The sequence below is a fragment of the Nocardia salmonicida NBRC 13393 genome (genome assembly GCF_001613085.1).
In the GTDB taxonomy this organism is placed as follows: domain Bacteria; phylum Actinomycetota; class Actinomycetes; order Mycobacteriales; family Mycobacteriaceae; genus Nocardia; species Nocardia salmonicida.
Genome location: NZ_BDBR01000006.1, coordinates 22,451 through 37,057, shown reverse-complemented (window position 1 = coordinate 37,057; position 14,607 = coordinate 22,451). Strand labels below are relative to the sequence as shown.

Genomic DNA, 14,607 nt, shown 5'->3' with positions numbered 1-14,607 from the left:
CCCCGCCGCACCCGGCCGCGCCGCCACTTCCGCCGTGGACATCGATGTTCCCGAGCAGATGCGGATTCGTCGGGACAAGCGTGAACGGCTGCTCACCGAGGGCGGTGAGGCCTACCCGGTGGTGGTTCCGCGCACCCACACGCTGGCCGAAATCCGTGCCGCCTACCCGGATCTGGAAGCCGACACCCAGACCGGTCTGCAGGCCGGTATCGCGGGCCGCGTCATTTTCGTTCGTAATACCGGCAAGCTGTGCTTCGCCACGCTGCAGGAGGGCGACGGCACCAAGCTGCAGGCGATGATCAGCCTCAACGGTGTCGGAGCCGACGCGCTGGCGGCCTGGAAGGCCGATGTCGACCTCGGTGACTTCGTGTTCGTGCACGGCGAGGTCATCTCCTCGCGCACCGGGGAATTGAGCGTGATGGCCGATTCCTGGTCGATGGCGGCCAAGTCGCTTCGCCCGCTGCCGGTGGCGCACAAGGAGATGAACGAGGAGTCGCGCGTTCGTCAGCGCTATGTCGACCTGATCGTGCGTCCCGAGGCCAGGGAAATGGCCCGTACCCGCGTGAATGTGGTCCGTGCGCTGCGCAACGCGCTCGAGCGCCGCGGCTTCCTCGAGGTCGAGACCCCGATGCTGCAGACCATCCACGGCGGCGCCGCCGCGCGCCCCTTCGTGACCCATTCCAATGCGCTGGACATGGATCTTTTCCTGCGTATCGCGCCGGAGCTGTTCCTCAAGCGTTGTGTGGTCGGCGGCCTGGAGAAGGTCTTCGAGATCAACCGGAACTTCCGCAACGAAGGCGCCGACTCCACCCATTCACCCGAGTTCGCGATGCTGGAAACCTACGAGGCATACGGCACCTATGACGACTCGGCGACGATGACCCGGGAATTGATCCAGGAAGTCGCGCGAGAGGCATTCGGCACCCTCCTTGTGACACTTGCCGACGGCACTGAATACGATCTCGGTGGCGAGTGGACGACCGTCGAGATGTATCCCTCGCTGTCGGAGTCGATCGGTGTCGAGGTGACTCCGGAAACCACTGTCGAGGAATTGCTCGCACTCGCCGATCGGGTAGGTCTGGAAATTCCTTCCGGCAAGGGCTACGGTCACGGGAAACTGGTCGAAGAACTGTGGGAACACGCGTATGGCGACAAGCTCTACGCGCCGACTTTCGTTCGCGACTTCCCGGTCGAGACTTCACCGCTCACCCGTCAGCATCGCAGCAAGTCCGGCGTCACCGAGAAGTGGGACCTCTATGTTCGCGGCTTCGAGTTGGCAACGGGCTATTCGGAACTGGTAGACCCGGTGATCCAGCGTGAACGCTTCGTCGACCAGGCGAGGTTGGCCGCGGCAGGCGATGACGAGGCCATGGTGCTCGATGAAGACTTCCTCGCCGCGATGGAACACGGCATGCCGCCGACCACCGGAACGGGTATGGGAATCGATCGCTTGTTGATGGCACTCACGGGTTCGGGAATCCGGGAAACGATCCTGTTCCCGATTGTCCGACCCACTAGTCGCTGACCAGTGAATTCTCGGGGTGAAGACCCCGTGTTGGAAATTTCGCATTTCGGGGTATTCTTGCCTCGGGTATTCGGCCTGGAGGCAGGCTTGACGATTTCGAGAGGACGTTCATCTCATGGCAAAGAAGGTCACCGTTAGCCTGATCGACGATGTCGACGGTGAGTCCATCGCGGACGAGACCATCGAGTTCGCTATCGATGGGGTGTCGTACGAGATCGATCTGTCGGACGCAAATGCGGCGCGCCTGCGTGAAGGCCTGGACGAGTGGGTCGCCAACGCCCGCCGTGTGAGTGGCCGTCGCCGGGTGAAGGCTGCCGGTGCACCCGCGCCGCAGGGCAAGAGCCGCGTTTCCATGGACCGTGAACAGAGCGCCGCAATTCGCGAATGGGCTCGGCGTAAGGGCCACAAGGTCTCGGCCCGCGGTCGTATCTCGGCGGAAATCACCGACGCGTACAACAAAGAGGTCGGCAAGAACTGAGTTATTTGCGGCGCGGGCGCCGCGTGGTTCGCGGCCCCGACGGTCCCGCTGTTGAGGAGCCGTTGCTTGCTCCTTCGTCGCGTACGCAACGGCACCTCAACAGCGGGACGGCCGCGAACGGCAGGCTGCGCCTGCCTGCCCCTCCTCGGGGTCGGGGCGTGTGGGGTCGGGTTTTGTGGGGGTGGCCGATATCGGGTCGGCTTTTCGAGTCCGGGTCGTGTGGGGTCGGGGTGGTAGGGAAGTAGACTGTTGGCCGTGCACAAGGTGTTTCGAGTATCCGGCGGAGTCGCGCAGTGAGTTCCTTCCTGCGGTATACCGACGACACCGGTAAGCAGCATGAACTGGCCCTGGAGGCCGGGCAGCAGCGTGTGACCATCGGGCGCAATGTGCAGGCCGACCTCGTGCTCGCGTGGGACGTCGAGGTGTCCCGTCTGCACGCGGCCGTCGAACATCTCGGTGCGCACTGGACCATCATCGATGACGGACTTTCGCGTAACGGCACCTTCGTCAACGGTGAGCGGCTGGTCGGTCGGCGTCGATTGAGTCCTGGCGACCGTATTCGGGTCGGGACCACGCTCGTGCACTTCTTCGATTTCGGCGGTGTGGTGGACGACGCCACGCATACCGCGTCGGGGTCCATCCCCACGATGCGTTCACTGACCGAGACCCAGCGCGCGGTGCTGGTCGCGCTGTGCCGTCCGTACAAACACGGCACCGGATTCGCGACGCCCGCGTCGAATCAGCAGATCGCCGAGGAATTGTTCCTCTCCATCGACGCGATCAAGACCCACCTGCGCGCCTTGTTCGCGAAGTTCGGGGTGGAAAATCTCCCGCAGAACCAGAAGCGCACCCGACTGGCCGCGCTGGCCATGCAGAGCGGACTGATCTCCGACCACGATTTGTGACCGCGACGCTCGCGTAGGTCGGTGAGCGCCTGAACTATGTCGCGGACGCGCGCTGGGCGGTTGACTTACTCGTATCACCGGAGCACGGGATCGAAGCTCCGGACCACGAGTCAGGAGACATCGCATGTTCGCAGTTCGGATGGCCACCATGGTGCTGGCCTTGCTCAGTACCGGACTCATCGCCGGGGTGTTCTACGCGTACGCGATCTCGGTGATGCCCGCGCTGGCTCGCACCGACGACCGCACGCTGATCGACGTCATGCAGAAGATCAATGTCGTGATCATCAACCCCTGGTTCATGTTCGGCTTCATGGGCACGGTCGGATTCACCGCGCTCGCGGCCGCTCTGCACCTCGGTAAGGAGCAGCGCTCGACGCTGATCTGGATCGGAATCGCGTTGGCGCTCAACGTGATCGCGTTCACCGTTACCGCGGGCCTGAACGTGCCGCTCAACGACGCGCTCGCCGCGGCGGGTGATCCCGCCTCGATCGCCGACACCGCCGCCGTGCGTGCGGATTTCGAGGCGACCTGGGTTCGCTGGAACATCGTGCGCGCGGTGGTGCACACCGCCGCGTTCCTGGTGCTGTGCGGTGCGCTGTTCGCCGCGGGCGTGCAGCAGGGCAAGTCGAGTTCGTCCGCTGACGTGGCTGCTGGACAGTCCTTCTCACAGGGTCAGAGCTTCGCTCAGGTCGGCGGCCCTGTTGCCGGACAGCAGTTCGCGCAGCAGTCGGGCAGTCCGATCGCCGGAGCGCCGTACGGCTCGCAGCACCAGCGTCGATGATTTCCGGCCGGTAGCGCCACGCGATCACTAGAACATGTTCCATGATAAGTGGAACACGTTCTAGTGAGGAGTCGTTCATGCGACGTAGTTCGCTCTCGGTCCTGGCCGCGGCCCTGTTCGCCTGTCTGCCCGTCACCGCATCGGCCCAGCCGCTCCCGGTCGACTACAACTTCTTCGCCGGCATCCCCCCGGAGCTCACCAACCCGGGCGGCTCACTTCCCGGCTCGAACGACCCGGGCTGCGTCCCCACGGCCGAACATCCGAATCCGGTGGTCCTGCTGCACGGCACCGGGGGCGGAGCACAGACGAACTGGGGCGTATACGCCCCGCTGCTGGCCAACGAGGGCTATTGCGTCTTCTCCCTCACCTACGGCGCCTATGCCCTGCCATGGCCCGTCTCGGCGATCGGCGGCATGCGTCCCATCGAGCAGAGCGCCGCCGAGGTCGCGGCCTTCGTCGACGGTGTGCTGGCCCGCACCGGCGCCGAGCGGGTCGACCTGATCGCCCATTCACAGGGCAATATCGTCGGTAACTACTACGTCAAGCGGCTCGGCGGCGGGGACAAGGTCGGCAAGCTCGTCGGGATCGCGCCGCCCTGGCTCGGCACCAACGCGTTCGGGGCGGGCGACATCGCCCACTTCAGCCGGGCGCTCGGCGCGGGACCCGCTTTCGACGCGGTCAGTTCGTCGCTGTGTCAGGCCTGCGGACAGATGTTCACCGGCTCGCCCTTCATGACCTCGCTGAACGCCGACGGCGTGTACGACCCGAGGGTCACCTACACCAATGTCGTCTCCGCCATCGACGAGTTGGTCGTCCCGCACACCTCGGGCCTGGTCCCCGGCCCGAACGCCACCTCGTTCGTCGTGCAGGACGGTTGTGCGCAGGACTACTCCGAACACCTGGCCATCGCGGGCAGCCCCCGCGCGGCCGGTCACGTGCTCAACGCCCTCGATCCGGCCAGACAGGCCCCCGTTCCGTGCGAATTCGTCCCACCCTTCACCGGATAACACCCCGACGGCGATTTCGCTGTAGGCAAAACTGAACAGGAAACGAATGCCGCGACGTGCGCGTTGTCAGTAGGTGACCATGTTGTCGCCGGTCTTCAATAGGGTGGACCGGCGGCGGCGGAATCCCCTGCCAACTAGAGTGGATGGCGGGGGCCGCAACCCCCGGGCTTCATGGCAGGCTGACGGCGAAGTTGTCGGTCCGACGCCCTAGGTTGTATCGAGCATACTGCGGCGTCTGTTGCCAGAATGTCGGAGCAGGAGAGTGAGGGAGCGATGTTCGAGAGGTTCACCGACCGCGCGAGGCGTGTCGTTGTCCTGGCCCAAGAAGAGGCCCGGATGCTCAACCACAACTACATCGGCACCGAGCACATCCTGCTTGGGTTGATCCACGAGGGCGAGGGCGTGGCGGCGAAGTCGCTGGAGTCCCTTGGTATCTCGCTGGAGGGTGTGCGTAGCCAGGTCGAGGAGATCATCGGGCAGGGCCAGCAGGCGCCGTCCGGTCACATCCCCTTCACCCCGCGTGCCAAAAAGGTGCTGGAGCTGAGCCTGCGCGAGGCGCTGCAGCTCGGCCACAACTACATCGGTACCGAGCACATCCTGCTCGGCCTCATCCGCGAGGGCGAGGGCGTCGCGGCCCAGGTGCTGGTCAAGCTGGGTGCCGACCTCAACCGTGTCCGTCAGCAGGTCATCCAGCTGCTGTCCGGGTACCAGGGCAAGGAGCCCGTCGAGGGCGCCGGTCCGCGCGGCGAGGCGGGCACTCCGTCCACGTCGCTGGTGCTCGACCAGTTCGGCCGCAACCTCACTCAGGCCGCGCTCGAAGGCAAGCTCGACCCGGTCATCGGCCGCTCGAAGGAAATCGAGCGCGTCATGCAGGTCCTGAGCCGCCGCACCAAGAACAACCCGGTGCTGATCGGCGAGCCCGGTGTCGGTAAGACCGCTGTCGTCGAGGGCCTGGCACAGGCCATCGTCAACGGCGAGGTCCCCGAGACCCTCAAGGACAAGCAGCTCTACACCCTCGACCTGGGCTCCCTGGTCGCGGGCAGCCGTTACCGCGGTGACTTCGAAGAGCGCCTCAAGAAGGTGCTCAAGGAGATCAACACCCGCGGCGACATCATCCTGTTCATCGACGAGCTGCACACGCTCGTCGGCGCGGGTGCTGCCGAAGGCGCCATCGACGCGGCCTCGATCCTGAAGCCGAAGCTGGCCCGTGGCGAGCTGCAGACCATCGGCGCCACCACTCTCGACGAGTACCGCAAGTACATCGAGAAGGACGCCGCGCTGGAACGCCGTTTCCAGCCGGTCCAGGTGGGCGAGCCGACCGTCGAGCACACCATCAACATCCTCAAGGGTCTGCGCGACCGCTACGAGGCGCACCACCGGGTCTCCATCACCGATGGCGCTCTCGTCGCCGCCGCCACCCTGGCCGACCGCTACATCAACGACCGGTTCCTGCCGGACAAGGCGATCGACCTGATCGACGAAGCGGGCGCGCGCATGCGCATCCGCCGGATGACCGCTCCGCCGGACCTGCGCGACTTCGACGACAAGATCGCCGATGCTCGTCGGGAGAAGGAAAGCGCTATCGACGCGCAGGACTTCGAGAAGGCCGCGCGTCTGCGCGACAAGGAGAAGCAGCTCGTCGCCAAGCGTGCCGAGCGCGAGAAGCAGTGGCGTTCCGGTGATCTGGACGTCGTGGCCGAGGTCGACGACGAGCAGATCGCGGAGGTGCTGGCCAACTGGACCGGCATCCCCGTCTTCAAGCTCACCGAGGAGGAGACCACCCGTCTGCTCCGCATGGAAGACGAGCTGCACAAGCGGATCATCGGCCAGGAGGATGCCGTCAAGGCCGTCTCCAAGGCGATCCGCCGCACTCGCGCCGGTCTGAAGGACCCCAAGCGTCCGTCGGGCTCGTTCATCTTCGCCGGCCCCTCGGGTGTCGGTAAGACCGAGCTCGCCAAGTCGCTGGCGAACTTCCTGTTCGGCGACGACGACGCGCTCATCCAGATCGACATGGGCGAGTTCCACGACCGCTTCACCGCTTCTCGTCTGTTCGGTGCCCCTCCCGGGTACGTGGGCTACGAGGAGGGCGGCCAGCTCACCGAAAAGGTGCGCCGCAAGCCGTTCTCGGTGGTGCTGTTCGACGAGATCGAGAAGGCGCACCAGGAGATCTACAACACCCTCCTGCAGGTGCTCGAGGACGGCCGTCTCACCGACGGTCAGGGTCGTACGGTCGACTTCAAGAACACCGTGCTGATCTTCACCTCGAACCTGGGCACCTCCGACATCTCGAAGGCTGTGGGCCTGGGCTTCACCCAGTCCAGTGTCGAGGGCTCGAACTACGAGCGGATGAAGCTCAAGGTCAACGACGAGCTCAAGAAGCACTTCCGTCCGGAGTTCCTCAACCGTATCGACGACGTGATCGTCTTCCACCAGCTCACGAGCGAACAGATCGTGATGATGGTGGACCTGATGATCGCTCGCGTCGGCAAGCAGCTGAAGAACAAGGACATGGCCATGGAGCTGACCGATCAGGCCAAGAGCCTGCTCGCGAAGCGTGGTTTCGACCCGGTCCTCGGTGCTCGTCCGCTGCGTCGCACGATTCAGCGCGAGATCGAAGACCAGCTGTCGGAGAAGATCCTCTTCGGCGAGATCGGCGCGGGCCAGACCATCCTGGTCGACGTCGAAGGCTGGAACGGCGAGGGTCTCGGCGAGGACGCCAAGTTCACCTTCACCGGCAAGACGAAGCTGACCAAGGCTTCCGCAGGCGACGACAAGCCAGAGGTTGTCCTCACCGGCGCCGCCGAGGGCACTGCGCCCGAGGCCGCCGCCTCCGGCGAGTAATCAGCTGAACCGAAAAGCCCGCCCCCTGCATCAGGGGGCGGGCTTTTCGCTTCTCCGATTACTGACGCGCGCGTTCGAGCACCGGGGCGAAGGCGGTAGCCAGCTCGCCGGGGACGATCAGTTCGTCGATTCCGTAACGCTCGCTGCGGGATTCGAGGATTTCCACAGCGGTCTGTGGATCGCTGGGGAGAAGTCCGGCGGCACCTGCGGCACGGAGCTTTTCGGGGGTGTGGCCGAGGCGTGTGCTCAGCCAGGTGGGCAGGTGCTCGCCGATGCCGACGAGTTGGAGGGTGAAACGGACATCGCGGTCGGTGTGGGCGGTGACGGTGCCGACCATCCGGGCGAGGTCGTCTTCGGTCGCGTCCGGTGCGGCCGCCAGCAGGATCCGATCGGCGTACTCGGCCGCGGTGGTGAGCATTCGCGGGCCGCTCGCCGCGATCACCACCGGTGGGGCCGGGTCGACCTGGGTACGCACCGCGGTGATGGTGTCGATCAGCTGGTTCCGTCGTTCGGCCGCCGAACCCCATGGCATGGCGAGCCTTTCGGCTTCCGCCCGAGCGTCCGGCCTGCCGGTGCCGATTCCCAGTTCGAACCGTCCGTCCGAAAGCAGTTGCAGCGCAGCTGTGTCCCGAACAGTGGCGGTGGACGACCGGAACGGCGCGGCCAGCACATTCGGCCGCAACCGCACGTTCTCCGTCACCGCGGCGGCCGCGGCCAGGGCGATGAGTGGTGAGGGCGTGTACAGCGTGTCCGGCAGCATCAGCGTGTCGTAGCCCTGCGCCTGCGCTCCGGTGACCGCACGCGTCCACTCCGGTCCGGACCGCGGCATGAGCACGATTCCGAATCGCATCCCGATACCTCCCTACTTCTTCTCGCGCCCGCGCGGTTCGTTCAGCACCGCGAGCCTGCTGCGGTACTCGTCCTCGGTGATCTCGCCGCGAGCGAACCCTTCCCGCAGGGCGGACATCGCGCCACCGCGGCCCACGCACCGTCGGCGGGCGAAGAACACCACCGCGATCACGGTGATCCAGAACAGCAGCGGAAAGATCCAGAAGAACGGCCAGGGATGCCACCCTCCGTCGTAGTGGTCGGCCAGCAGGGTCAGCGTCGTCGCGCTGTCGAAAATGTTCATGGCTCAACCCTGCTCGCCCGCACGCGCGACGACATCGGCCGCGAGACCCGATCCGGCGTACGTCCCGACGCGTACGTCCCGACCGGTACCGTGAAGTGCATCGAAGTTCCATCACGAGGGGTGCGCAGTGACACAGGCCGAAGGTGCGCAGAGCCTCGATGATGTGCTGGCCGGTGTGCAGTGGCGGTTCGCGGGACGCGACGAGTTCACGCTGACGGCAGGTCAGTGGGAGTTCATGACCGAACCGAGTGCGCTGGTCGTGCTGGACGGGCTGGTCCGCGTCGAGGGACTCAGCACGACAGAGGATCTGGCGAGCGGCGACTTCCTGTTCGTTCCCGGCACAGTCCGGTTCGCGATCAACGCGCTGTCGGCGGGCCGGGTGCTCCGGGTGCGCCTCGATCCCGTCGGGACCGGCGGTGCCATGACCGCGCTGCCGCAACGGCTGCTGCTGACCGGTTTCGTCGAGCACACGCCGTTGGCCGCCACCATGTTTCGCCACCTGGTCGAGCAGTGCCCCGACCCGTTCGGTGTCCAGGGCGACCGGGTGGCCACGTTGATCACCTCGATGGCGATCGAGTCCTGGCATGCCCGCGGATGCGCGCCGCAACGGTGGCTACTGAAGGTGAACGAGCCCGGGGTGGCGCAGGCGGTGGCCGCGATGCATGCCGATCCAGGGCAGGAGTGGACAGTCGAGGGGCTGGCGAAGATCGCGCTGGCCTCGCGGTCCGGGTTCGCCGCCCGGTTCCAGGCGGCGACCGGTCTCACGCCGGGCCGGTACCTGACGAGACTGCGGATCGAGCGGGCACAGCTGTTGCTGACCGACCACGCTGTGCCGGTCGGCGCGGTGGCGCGCCGCCTCGGCTATCGCTCGGAGACGGCATTCGGGCGGGCCTTCCGGCGGCACACGGGCCACACGCCGACGGATTGGCGGCGTGCGACCCGAGTGCCTGCGGAGGTCAGCGCGCCGCCAGGGTGAGTGAGCGTCGGATCAGCACACCACCGAGCACCGCGGCGACGGCGCCGAGCGCGTAGGTGGCGGCCAGGCCGATGCTGTCCACCCCACGACCGCCGACCGCCGAGCCGAGGATGATCGCCAGTTGGAAACCGCCGACGATCAGCCCGCTGCCCGCTTCCATCCGATCGGGCAGCACCCGCGACACCCACACCTGCACGAGATTGAGGATGCCGCCGAACGCGGCGCCCCACACGACCACGGCCAGGTAGGCGAGCGGGGCGAACGTCGCGGAGGCGATGATCGCGAGCAATGACAGGCCGATGGCCGTGGGCACCGCCAGCAGCAGGGCGCCGAGGTGGCGGTCGGCGAGGGCGCCGAGAACGAAGTTGCCGAGCAGTCCACCGACGCCGAACAGGGCGAGCAGGACCGGGATCACCGTCGGCCCCGCGCCGAGCAGTTCAGCGAGGGCCGGGCGGATATAGGTGTATCCGGCGAAGTGGCCTGCGACGACGGCGACCATGCTGACCAGGCCGAGCGTTACGCCCGGAGCGCGAAGGGCGCTACCGAGTGCGGCGAATCCGACGCCCTTGCTCGGTGCGATCGGCGGCAACATCAGCCGCACGGCGACGGCGGTGGCGGCGGTCAGCGCGGCCGCGATGAGGAAGGTCGTCCGCCAGCCGGCGTAGGTGCTCAGCAGCACGCCGAGCGGCACGCCGGCCACCGTTGCGACCGTGGTCCCGGCGTTCACGATCATCATCGCTTTGCCGAGCCGCTCGGCGGGCACGAGCTTCGCGGCGATCACCAGCGCCATCGACCAGTAGCCGCCGACAGCCAGCCCGAGGAGCAGACGCGCGATCAGCAACAGCACGATGTTCGGTGCGAGCGCTACCACCACGTTCGACACCGCCGCGCCGATGGTCAGCCCGATCAGCAGGGTGCGTCGATCCAGGCGGGGAAACAGCGCGCCCAGCCCGAGCGCGGCCAGCAAGGCGGTCAGGGCCGTCGCGCTCACCGAGAGCCCGACGACTCCCTCGGGCACATCCAGATCCGTTGCCAGCGCGGTGAGTACGCCGGGGGGCAGGAATTCGGCGGTCACCAGCGTGAAGCTGCCGAGGAACATGGTCAGCAGAGCGGGCCAGACCCGGCGATCGGTGTTCTCCACCGTCGCGTCGGCCGTCGAAGTCGTTGTCATGCCAGGAGCAACAACGCTATTCGCCGCCGTCCTCGCCCGAAACGCCACCGCATCCGACTCAAACGCCGCGTTCGCGCAGCGTCGACGACGAGCCGAAGTCGCGGCTATCCGAACCGGGAAAGCACGGGCGAGTTCTTTCGCACTGGCGAACATCAGGGATTCCACAGCCCTTCGTATCCCATGGTGGGAAAGGTAGAAATCCAGGCTTGGCGATACCTTGGCGACTTCTTTTCGCCGGTCGGAGCGCCCTATTTCGCGGCGTACGGTGGGAATTGCTCGTCCAACCGACACGGGGGTGTTCGCACACATGACTGATTCCGACCGCACACTGATCGCCGTTCTGCTCGACCGCTCGGGGTCCATGCAGACCATCAAGGCCGACACCGAAGGTGGGTTGGCCGCCTATTTCGAACAGCAGCGCTCGGTGCCGAAGAAGATCGAGGTCACGCTCGCTCAGTTCGACACCACCTACGACGTGGTCTACGCGAATGTGCCGCTGGATCGGGTACCGGCGCCGAGCTTGCACCCACGCGGTGGGACCGCGCTCTACGACGCGCTCGGCAAGCTCGTCACCAGCGTGGGCGCCGAACTGGCCGACCGCCCCGAACACGACCGCCCCGGCACTGTGATCATCGTCGTCCTCACCGACGGCCACGAGAACTCCAGCCGCGAATGGACCCACGCCGCCGTGAAGTCGCTCATCACCCAGCAGCAAGACGTCTACAACTGGACCTTCGTCTTCCTCGGCGCCAACATGGACGCCGTCGAAGTAGGCTCCGACCTCGGCTTCGACCCCGGCTCGGCCATCACCTACGCCCCGGTCGCCGGCGGCGTCCGAGGCGCCTTCGACGCCCTCTCCGCCTACTCCGCCCGAGCCCAAGCCGCCCCGGCAGGCGCCGCCCGCCGCGCCCGCTTCTCCGCCTCCGAACGCCGACAAGCAGACCAGGGCAAGTAGCCCTACGCCGCGTCGACCTTCTCGAACCGTGCGACGAACCGAACTTCGAGGGCGTACGCCAAACGCTCGAGCATGCCGATAGTCGGTGTCCCGCCCCCGGATTCGAGCCGCGAGACCTCGGGCTGACGCAGCCCGGCCCGTTCGGCCAGCTGTGTCTGCGTGAGCCCGAGTTCCAGCCGCCGTTCGCGAATGGCTTCGGCCAGCTCGATCGCCAGAATCGCCTCGGCCCGCCCGGCCGCATACTCGCCCGCGTCGAACTCGGGGCTGCTCATCCGCTCACGGCGCAGGTCGTCCATCGATGGGTGCTCAGTCATGATCGGTTATCTCCTGTCGAAATCTGTGTGGGCACAACCGTGTTCCGATTCGCAGACCTTGCGAAGCGCCTTGGCCCGCGCTACCTCGTCGGTCTCCCGCATACGAGTCTTGCGGAAAACCGTCAGCAGCACGATGCGACCACCCGGAGCAAGCCAGTAGGTGATTCGGAATTCCCGCGGGTGCAGGTGAAAGCGGAGTTCGCGCACCCCATCACCGAGATTGCATGACCACGGTTCACCCAGGGTGGTTGCTCGTTCGGCAAGCATGCCCACATACACGTCCACCTGGGAAAACTCGCGTGTAGTCAAAGTGCGCAGCCATCGGGCTACCTCGGGTTCGAGTTCCACCACATAGAGGTGCATAGGATCGATCCTATATAGGTTCAATCCTATATGGCAACGGTGGAATCACTGCCAACCCGGGCGGACCAGGCCTGATTCGTAGGCGAGGACTACGAGTTGGGTGCGGTCTCGGGCGGCTAGTTTGGTGAGGATTCGGCTGACGTGGGTGCGGGCGGTGGCGGGGGACATGTAGAGGCGGGCGCCTATTTCGGCGTTGGTGAGGCCCTCGGCTACCAGGATCATCACCTCGCGTTCGCGGTCGGTGAGTTCGGCGAAGGCGGCGGGGGGTGGTTGTTTGGCGTGGGTGGAGAACTCGGCGAGCAGGCGGCGGGTGACGCCGGGGGACAGGAGGGCGTCGCCTGCCGCCACGACGCGGACGGCCCGCAGCAGGTCGGCGGGTTCGGTGTGCTTGACCAGGAAGCCCGCGGCGCCCGCGCGGATCGCTTCGAAGACGTATTCGTCGAGTTCGAAGGTGGTGAGGACGACGACGCGCACCGGCGCCAGCTGAGGGTCGTCGGCGATCATGCGGGTGGCGGCCAGCCCGTCGAGGATCGGCATGCGGATGTCCATCAGCACCACGTCCGGGACAAGGGCGCGGGTCATCCGGACCGCCTGCTCACCGTTTTCGGCCTCACCGATGACTTCGATGTCGTCCTGCGCGTCCAGCAGGGCGACGAAACCACCACGCACCAGCGCCTGATCATCGGCGACGAGGAGACGGATCTTCGCTCGGCCCGCTCCGATCGGCGGCAGTTCGGCAGGGTCGCTCACGCGCCGGCCTCCTTGCCGGATGACTCCGACGACCGCGTCGACGTGCTCGAAGCCACGGGGCGAGCGGGCAATCGAGCCGCGACCCGGAACCCGCCCGACGGTCGCGGACCCGCGGTGAGCGCCCCGCCGAGCGCATGCGCCCGCTCCCGCATCCCGATGATCCCGTTGCCGCCGATCCCGGTTCGAACAGCGGTCTCGGTCGGGCGGGTGTTGTCGACAGTGATGTCCACCGATTCCGGTGTGTATCGCAGGGTGATCAGCGCGGTCGCGCCGGGCGCGTGGCGCACCACGTTGGTCAGCGATTCCTGAATGATCCTGGCCGCCGCCACATCGATCACGCTCGGCAGCTTCTTGGGCGTACCGATGATCTTGGTGTCGACGTCGAGCCCGGTCGCCCGGGTGCGCTCGAGCAGGGTGTCGAGGTCGTCGAGGGTCGGTGCGGGAGCGCGCGGTGCGGGACGGGGCGGAACGGGCACGTCATCGGGGACGCCGACGTGTTCGGGGTACTCCGGCACCACTGCGGTTCCGCTGCGGATCGCGTGCAGCAGCGTATGTACCTCGGTGAGCGCCTCTTTCGATGTCGTCTTGATGGTCGCCAGCGCCGCGGCCGCCTGCTGCGGCTTGCGATCGAACAACTCCAGCGCCACCGACGACTGCACATTGATCAGCGAAAGACTGTGCGCGAGAACATCGTGCAGCTCGCGGGCGATGGCCAACCGCTCCTCGGATGCCGCCCTGGCCTGCTGGGCCTGTTCGTCGCGCTGGGCGGCCTCGGCCCGCTGCTTGCGCGCGAGCACCACCGCGCGTCGCTGCCGCATCCCTTCCGCGATCGCGACCAGCACGCCCATCCACGCCAGCAGCCCGAATATCTGCCACGCGTCGGAGTGCCGCCCGAGCAGCGCGGGCAACGGCCACACCATCGTCAGGTAGCCGATCGCGACCACCGGGTATGTGCGCCAACGAGATCCAGTGACGGCCGCCGACAGGAAGGCGATCACCAGCGAGAGGAAAATCGGCCCGTACCCGTAATCACGCAGCACATAGGTCACTGTGGCGACCAACGTCACCAGCAGCACCGGTTCGGGCAGCACCCGCCGGAAACCGAGCGCGATCGGCCCCGCGAGCAGCAGCAGATACGCGAACGCGTCCAGCGACCGCACTCCGGTTTGATGCGAATTCGCACCGGAACTACCGGCCAGCTGGATCACCGCGACCACCACTGCCAGGCCCCAGTCCTGAACGACCGAGCCACGCTCCCACTTCGCAGACGCTCCCACGTGCTCAACCCTATTGTGTGCGCCCACCCACCGCGTCGGCCTGCGCACGTATTTCCTGTGCGAGGCCGCGTAGTCCGCGCGGCGTAGCGCCGAGCACGCCGCGGGACGGATGCCCCGGCACCCCTGGAACGC

At 66.6% G+C, this 14,607-nt stretch carries 15 protein-coding genes; 8 read left to right on the top strand and 7 right to left on the bottom strand.

Features of this window, described 5'->3' with window-relative positions; translation table 11 throughout:
• The first annotated feature begins 58 nt into the window (after positions 1–58).
• The 6 genes from lysS (at position 59) to NS1_RS07725 (ending at position 7,537) form a co-directional block, all read left to right on the top strand.
• On the top strand, positions 59–1,525 hold the full coding sequence (gene lysS / locus NS1_RS07750; RefSeq protein WP_063816096.1) for a lysine--tRNA ligase: 1,467 nt from the start codon (positions 59–61) through the stop codon (positions 1,523–1,525).
• 115 nt (positions 1,526–1,640) lie between these two features.
• Positions 1,641–2,003, top strand: a complete 363-nt coding sequence (locus NS1_RS07745) for a histone-like nucleoid-structuring protein Lsr2 (RefSeq protein WP_056819023.1) — start codon at positions 1,641–1,643, stop codon at positions 2,001–2,003.
• A 293-nt stretch (positions 2,004–2,296) separates the two neighbouring features.
• Positions 2,297–2,908, top strand: coding sequence for an FHA domain-containing protein (locus NS1_RS07740; RefSeq protein ID WP_082843641.1), 612 nt, complete (start codon positions 2,297–2,299; stop codon positions 2,906–2,908).
• 124 nt (positions 2,909–3,032) lie between these two features.
• Positions 3,033–3,689, top strand: a complete 657-nt coding sequence (locus tag NS1_RS07735; protein ID WP_062982949.1) for an anthrone oxygenase family protein — start codon at positions 3,033–3,035, stop codon at positions 3,687–3,689.
• 77 nt (positions 3,690–3,766) lie between these two features.
• Positions 3,767–4,696, top strand: a complete 930-nt coding sequence (locus NS1_RS07730) for an esterase/lipase family protein (protein WP_062982948.1) — start codon at positions 3,767–3,769, stop codon at positions 4,694–4,696.
• Between the two features lie 273 nt (positions 4,697–4,969).
• Positions 4,970–7,537: an ATP-dependent Clp protease ATP-binding subunit gene (locus NS1_RS07725; protein ID WP_056819377.1), complete on the top strand. Its 2,568-nt coding sequence runs from the start codon at positions 4,970–4,972 to the stop codon at positions 7,535–7,537.
• Between the two features lie 58 nt (positions 7,538–7,595).
• Here NS1_RS07725 and NS1_RS07720 read toward each other — a convergent pair whose 3' ends face one another.
• Together NS1_RS07720 and NS1_RS07715 are read right to left on the bottom strand one after the other, a co-directional pair.
• The gene (locus tag NS1_RS07720) at positions 7,596–8,387 is read right to left on the bottom strand and encodes an LLM class flavin-dependent oxidoreductase (RefSeq protein WP_062982946.1); all 792 of its coding nucleotides are present in this window, start codon (positions 8,385–8,387) and stop codon (positions 7,596–7,598) included.
• Positions 8,388–8,399: 12 nt separating this feature from the next.
• Positions 8,400–8,669 (bottom strand): SHOCT domain-containing protein, encoded by a 270-nt coding sequence (locus tag NS1_RS07715; protein WP_062982944.1) that lies wholly within the window; start codon positions 8,667–8,669, stop codon positions 8,400–8,402.
• A 127-nt stretch (positions 8,670–8,796) separates the two neighbouring features.
• Here NS1_RS07715 and NS1_RS07710 point away from each other — a divergent pair, with 127 nt between their 5' ends.
• Positions 8,797–9,645: a helix-turn-helix domain-containing protein gene (locus NS1_RS07710; RefSeq protein WP_062982941.1), complete on the top strand. Its 849-nt coding sequence runs from the start codon at positions 8,797–8,799 to the stop codon at positions 9,643–9,645.
• On the opposite strand, the gene NS1_RS07705 is transcribed toward NS1_RS07710, so the two are convergent.
• Positions 9,626–10,816: an MFS transporter gene (locus tag NS1_RS07705; RefSeq protein ID WP_062982939.1), complete on the bottom strand. Its 1,191-nt coding sequence runs from the start codon at positions 10,814–10,816 to the stop codon at positions 9,626–9,628. The genes NS1_RS07710 and NS1_RS07705 overlap by 20 nt on opposite strands.
• 307 nt (positions 10,817–11,123) lie before the next feature.
• Between NS1_RS07705 and NS1_RS07700 the strand changes: the two genes are divergently transcribed.
• Positions 11,124–11,771, top strand: coding sequence for a vWA domain-containing protein (locus tag NS1_RS07700; RefSeq protein ID WP_084503587.1), 648 nt, complete (start codon positions 11,124–11,126; stop codon positions 11,769–11,771).
• Positions 11,772–11,773: 2 nt separating this feature from the next.
• Here the strand turns inward: NS1_RS07700 and NS1_RS07695 are convergent, their stop codons facing one another.
• Genes NS1_RS07695 through NS1_RS07680 form a run of 4 tightly spaced genes read right to left on the bottom strand, consistent with a single transcriptional unit; the run spans position 11,774 to position 14,475 of the window.
• Positions 11,774–12,085, bottom strand: coding sequence for a helix-turn-helix domain-containing protein (locus NS1_RS07695; protein WP_062982937.1), 312 nt, complete (start codon positions 12,083–12,085; stop codon positions 11,774–11,776).
• Between the two features lie 6 nt (positions 12,086–12,091).
• Positions 12,092–12,448 carry a type II toxin-antitoxin system RelE/ParE family toxin gene (locus tag NS1_RS07690; RefSeq protein WP_062982935.1) on the bottom strand — a complete coding sequence of 119 codons (357 nt, stop codon included), beginning with the start codon at positions 12,446–12,448 and terminating at the stop codon, positions 12,092–12,094.
• A 45-nt stretch (positions 12,449–12,493) separates the two neighbouring features.
• Positions 12,494–13,198 (bottom strand): response regulator transcription factor, encoded by a 705-nt coding sequence (locus NS1_RS07685; protein WP_235569726.1) that lies wholly within the window; start codon positions 13,196–13,198, stop codon positions 12,494–12,496.
• A complete protein-coding gene (locus tag NS1_RS07680) occupies positions 13,195–14,475 on the bottom strand; it encodes a sensor histidine kinase (protein WP_062982933.1) in 1,281 nt (426 codons plus the stop codon). The genes NS1_RS07685 and NS1_RS07680 overlap by 4 nt, the downstream gene beginning before the upstream one ends.
• Between the last annotated feature and the right edge of the window lie 132 nt (positions 14,476–14,607).

What these genes read in the sequence shown, in the direction of transcription:
- NS1_RS07725 (WP_056819377.1), top strand. Translation starts at nt 4,970, where the DNA reads ATGTTCGAGAGGTTCACCGACCGCGCGAGGCGTGTCGTTGTCCTGGCC.
- NS1_RS07720 (WP_062982946.1), bottom strand. Translation starts at nt 8,387, where the DNA reads ATGCGATTCGGAATCGTGCTCATGCCGCGGTCCGGACCGGAGTGGACG.
- NS1_RS07700 (WP_084503587.1), top strand. Translation starts at nt 11,124, where the DNA reads ATGACTGATTCCGACCGCACACTGATCGCCGTTCTGCTCGACCGCTCG.
- NS1_RS07745 (WP_056819023.1), top strand. Translation starts at nt 1,641, where the DNA reads ATGGCAAAGAAGGTCACCGTTAGCCTGATCGACGATGTCGACGGTGAG.
- NS1_RS07695 (WP_062982937.1), bottom strand. Translation starts at nt 12,085, where the DNA reads ATGACTGAGCACCCATCGATGGACGACCTGCGCCGTGAGCGGATGAGC.
- NS1_RS07735 (WP_062982949.1), top strand. Translation starts at nt 3,033, where the DNA reads ATGTTCGCAGTTCGGATGGCCACCATGGTGCTGGCCTTGCTCAGTACC.
- NS1_RS07690 (WP_062982935.1), bottom strand. Translation starts at nt 12,448, where the DNA reads ATGCACCTCTATGTGGTGGAACTCGAACCCGAGGTAGCCCGATGGCTG.
- NS1_RS07715 (WP_062982944.1), bottom strand. Translation starts at nt 8,669, where the DNA reads ATGAACATTTTCGACAGCGCGACGACGCTGACCCTGCTGGCCGACCAC.
- NS1_RS07705 (WP_062982939.1), bottom strand. Translation starts at nt 10,816, where the DNA reads ATGACAACGACTTCGACGGCCGACGCGACGGTGGAGAACACCGATCGC.
- NS1_RS07730 (WP_062982948.1), top strand. Translation starts at nt 3,767, where the DNA reads ATGCGACGTAGTTCGCTCTCGGTCCTGGCCGCGGCCCTGTTCGCCTGT.
- lysS (WP_063816096.1), top strand. Translation starts at nt 59, where the DNA reads ATGCGGATTCGTCGGGACAAGCGTGAACGGCTGCTCACCGAGGGCGGT.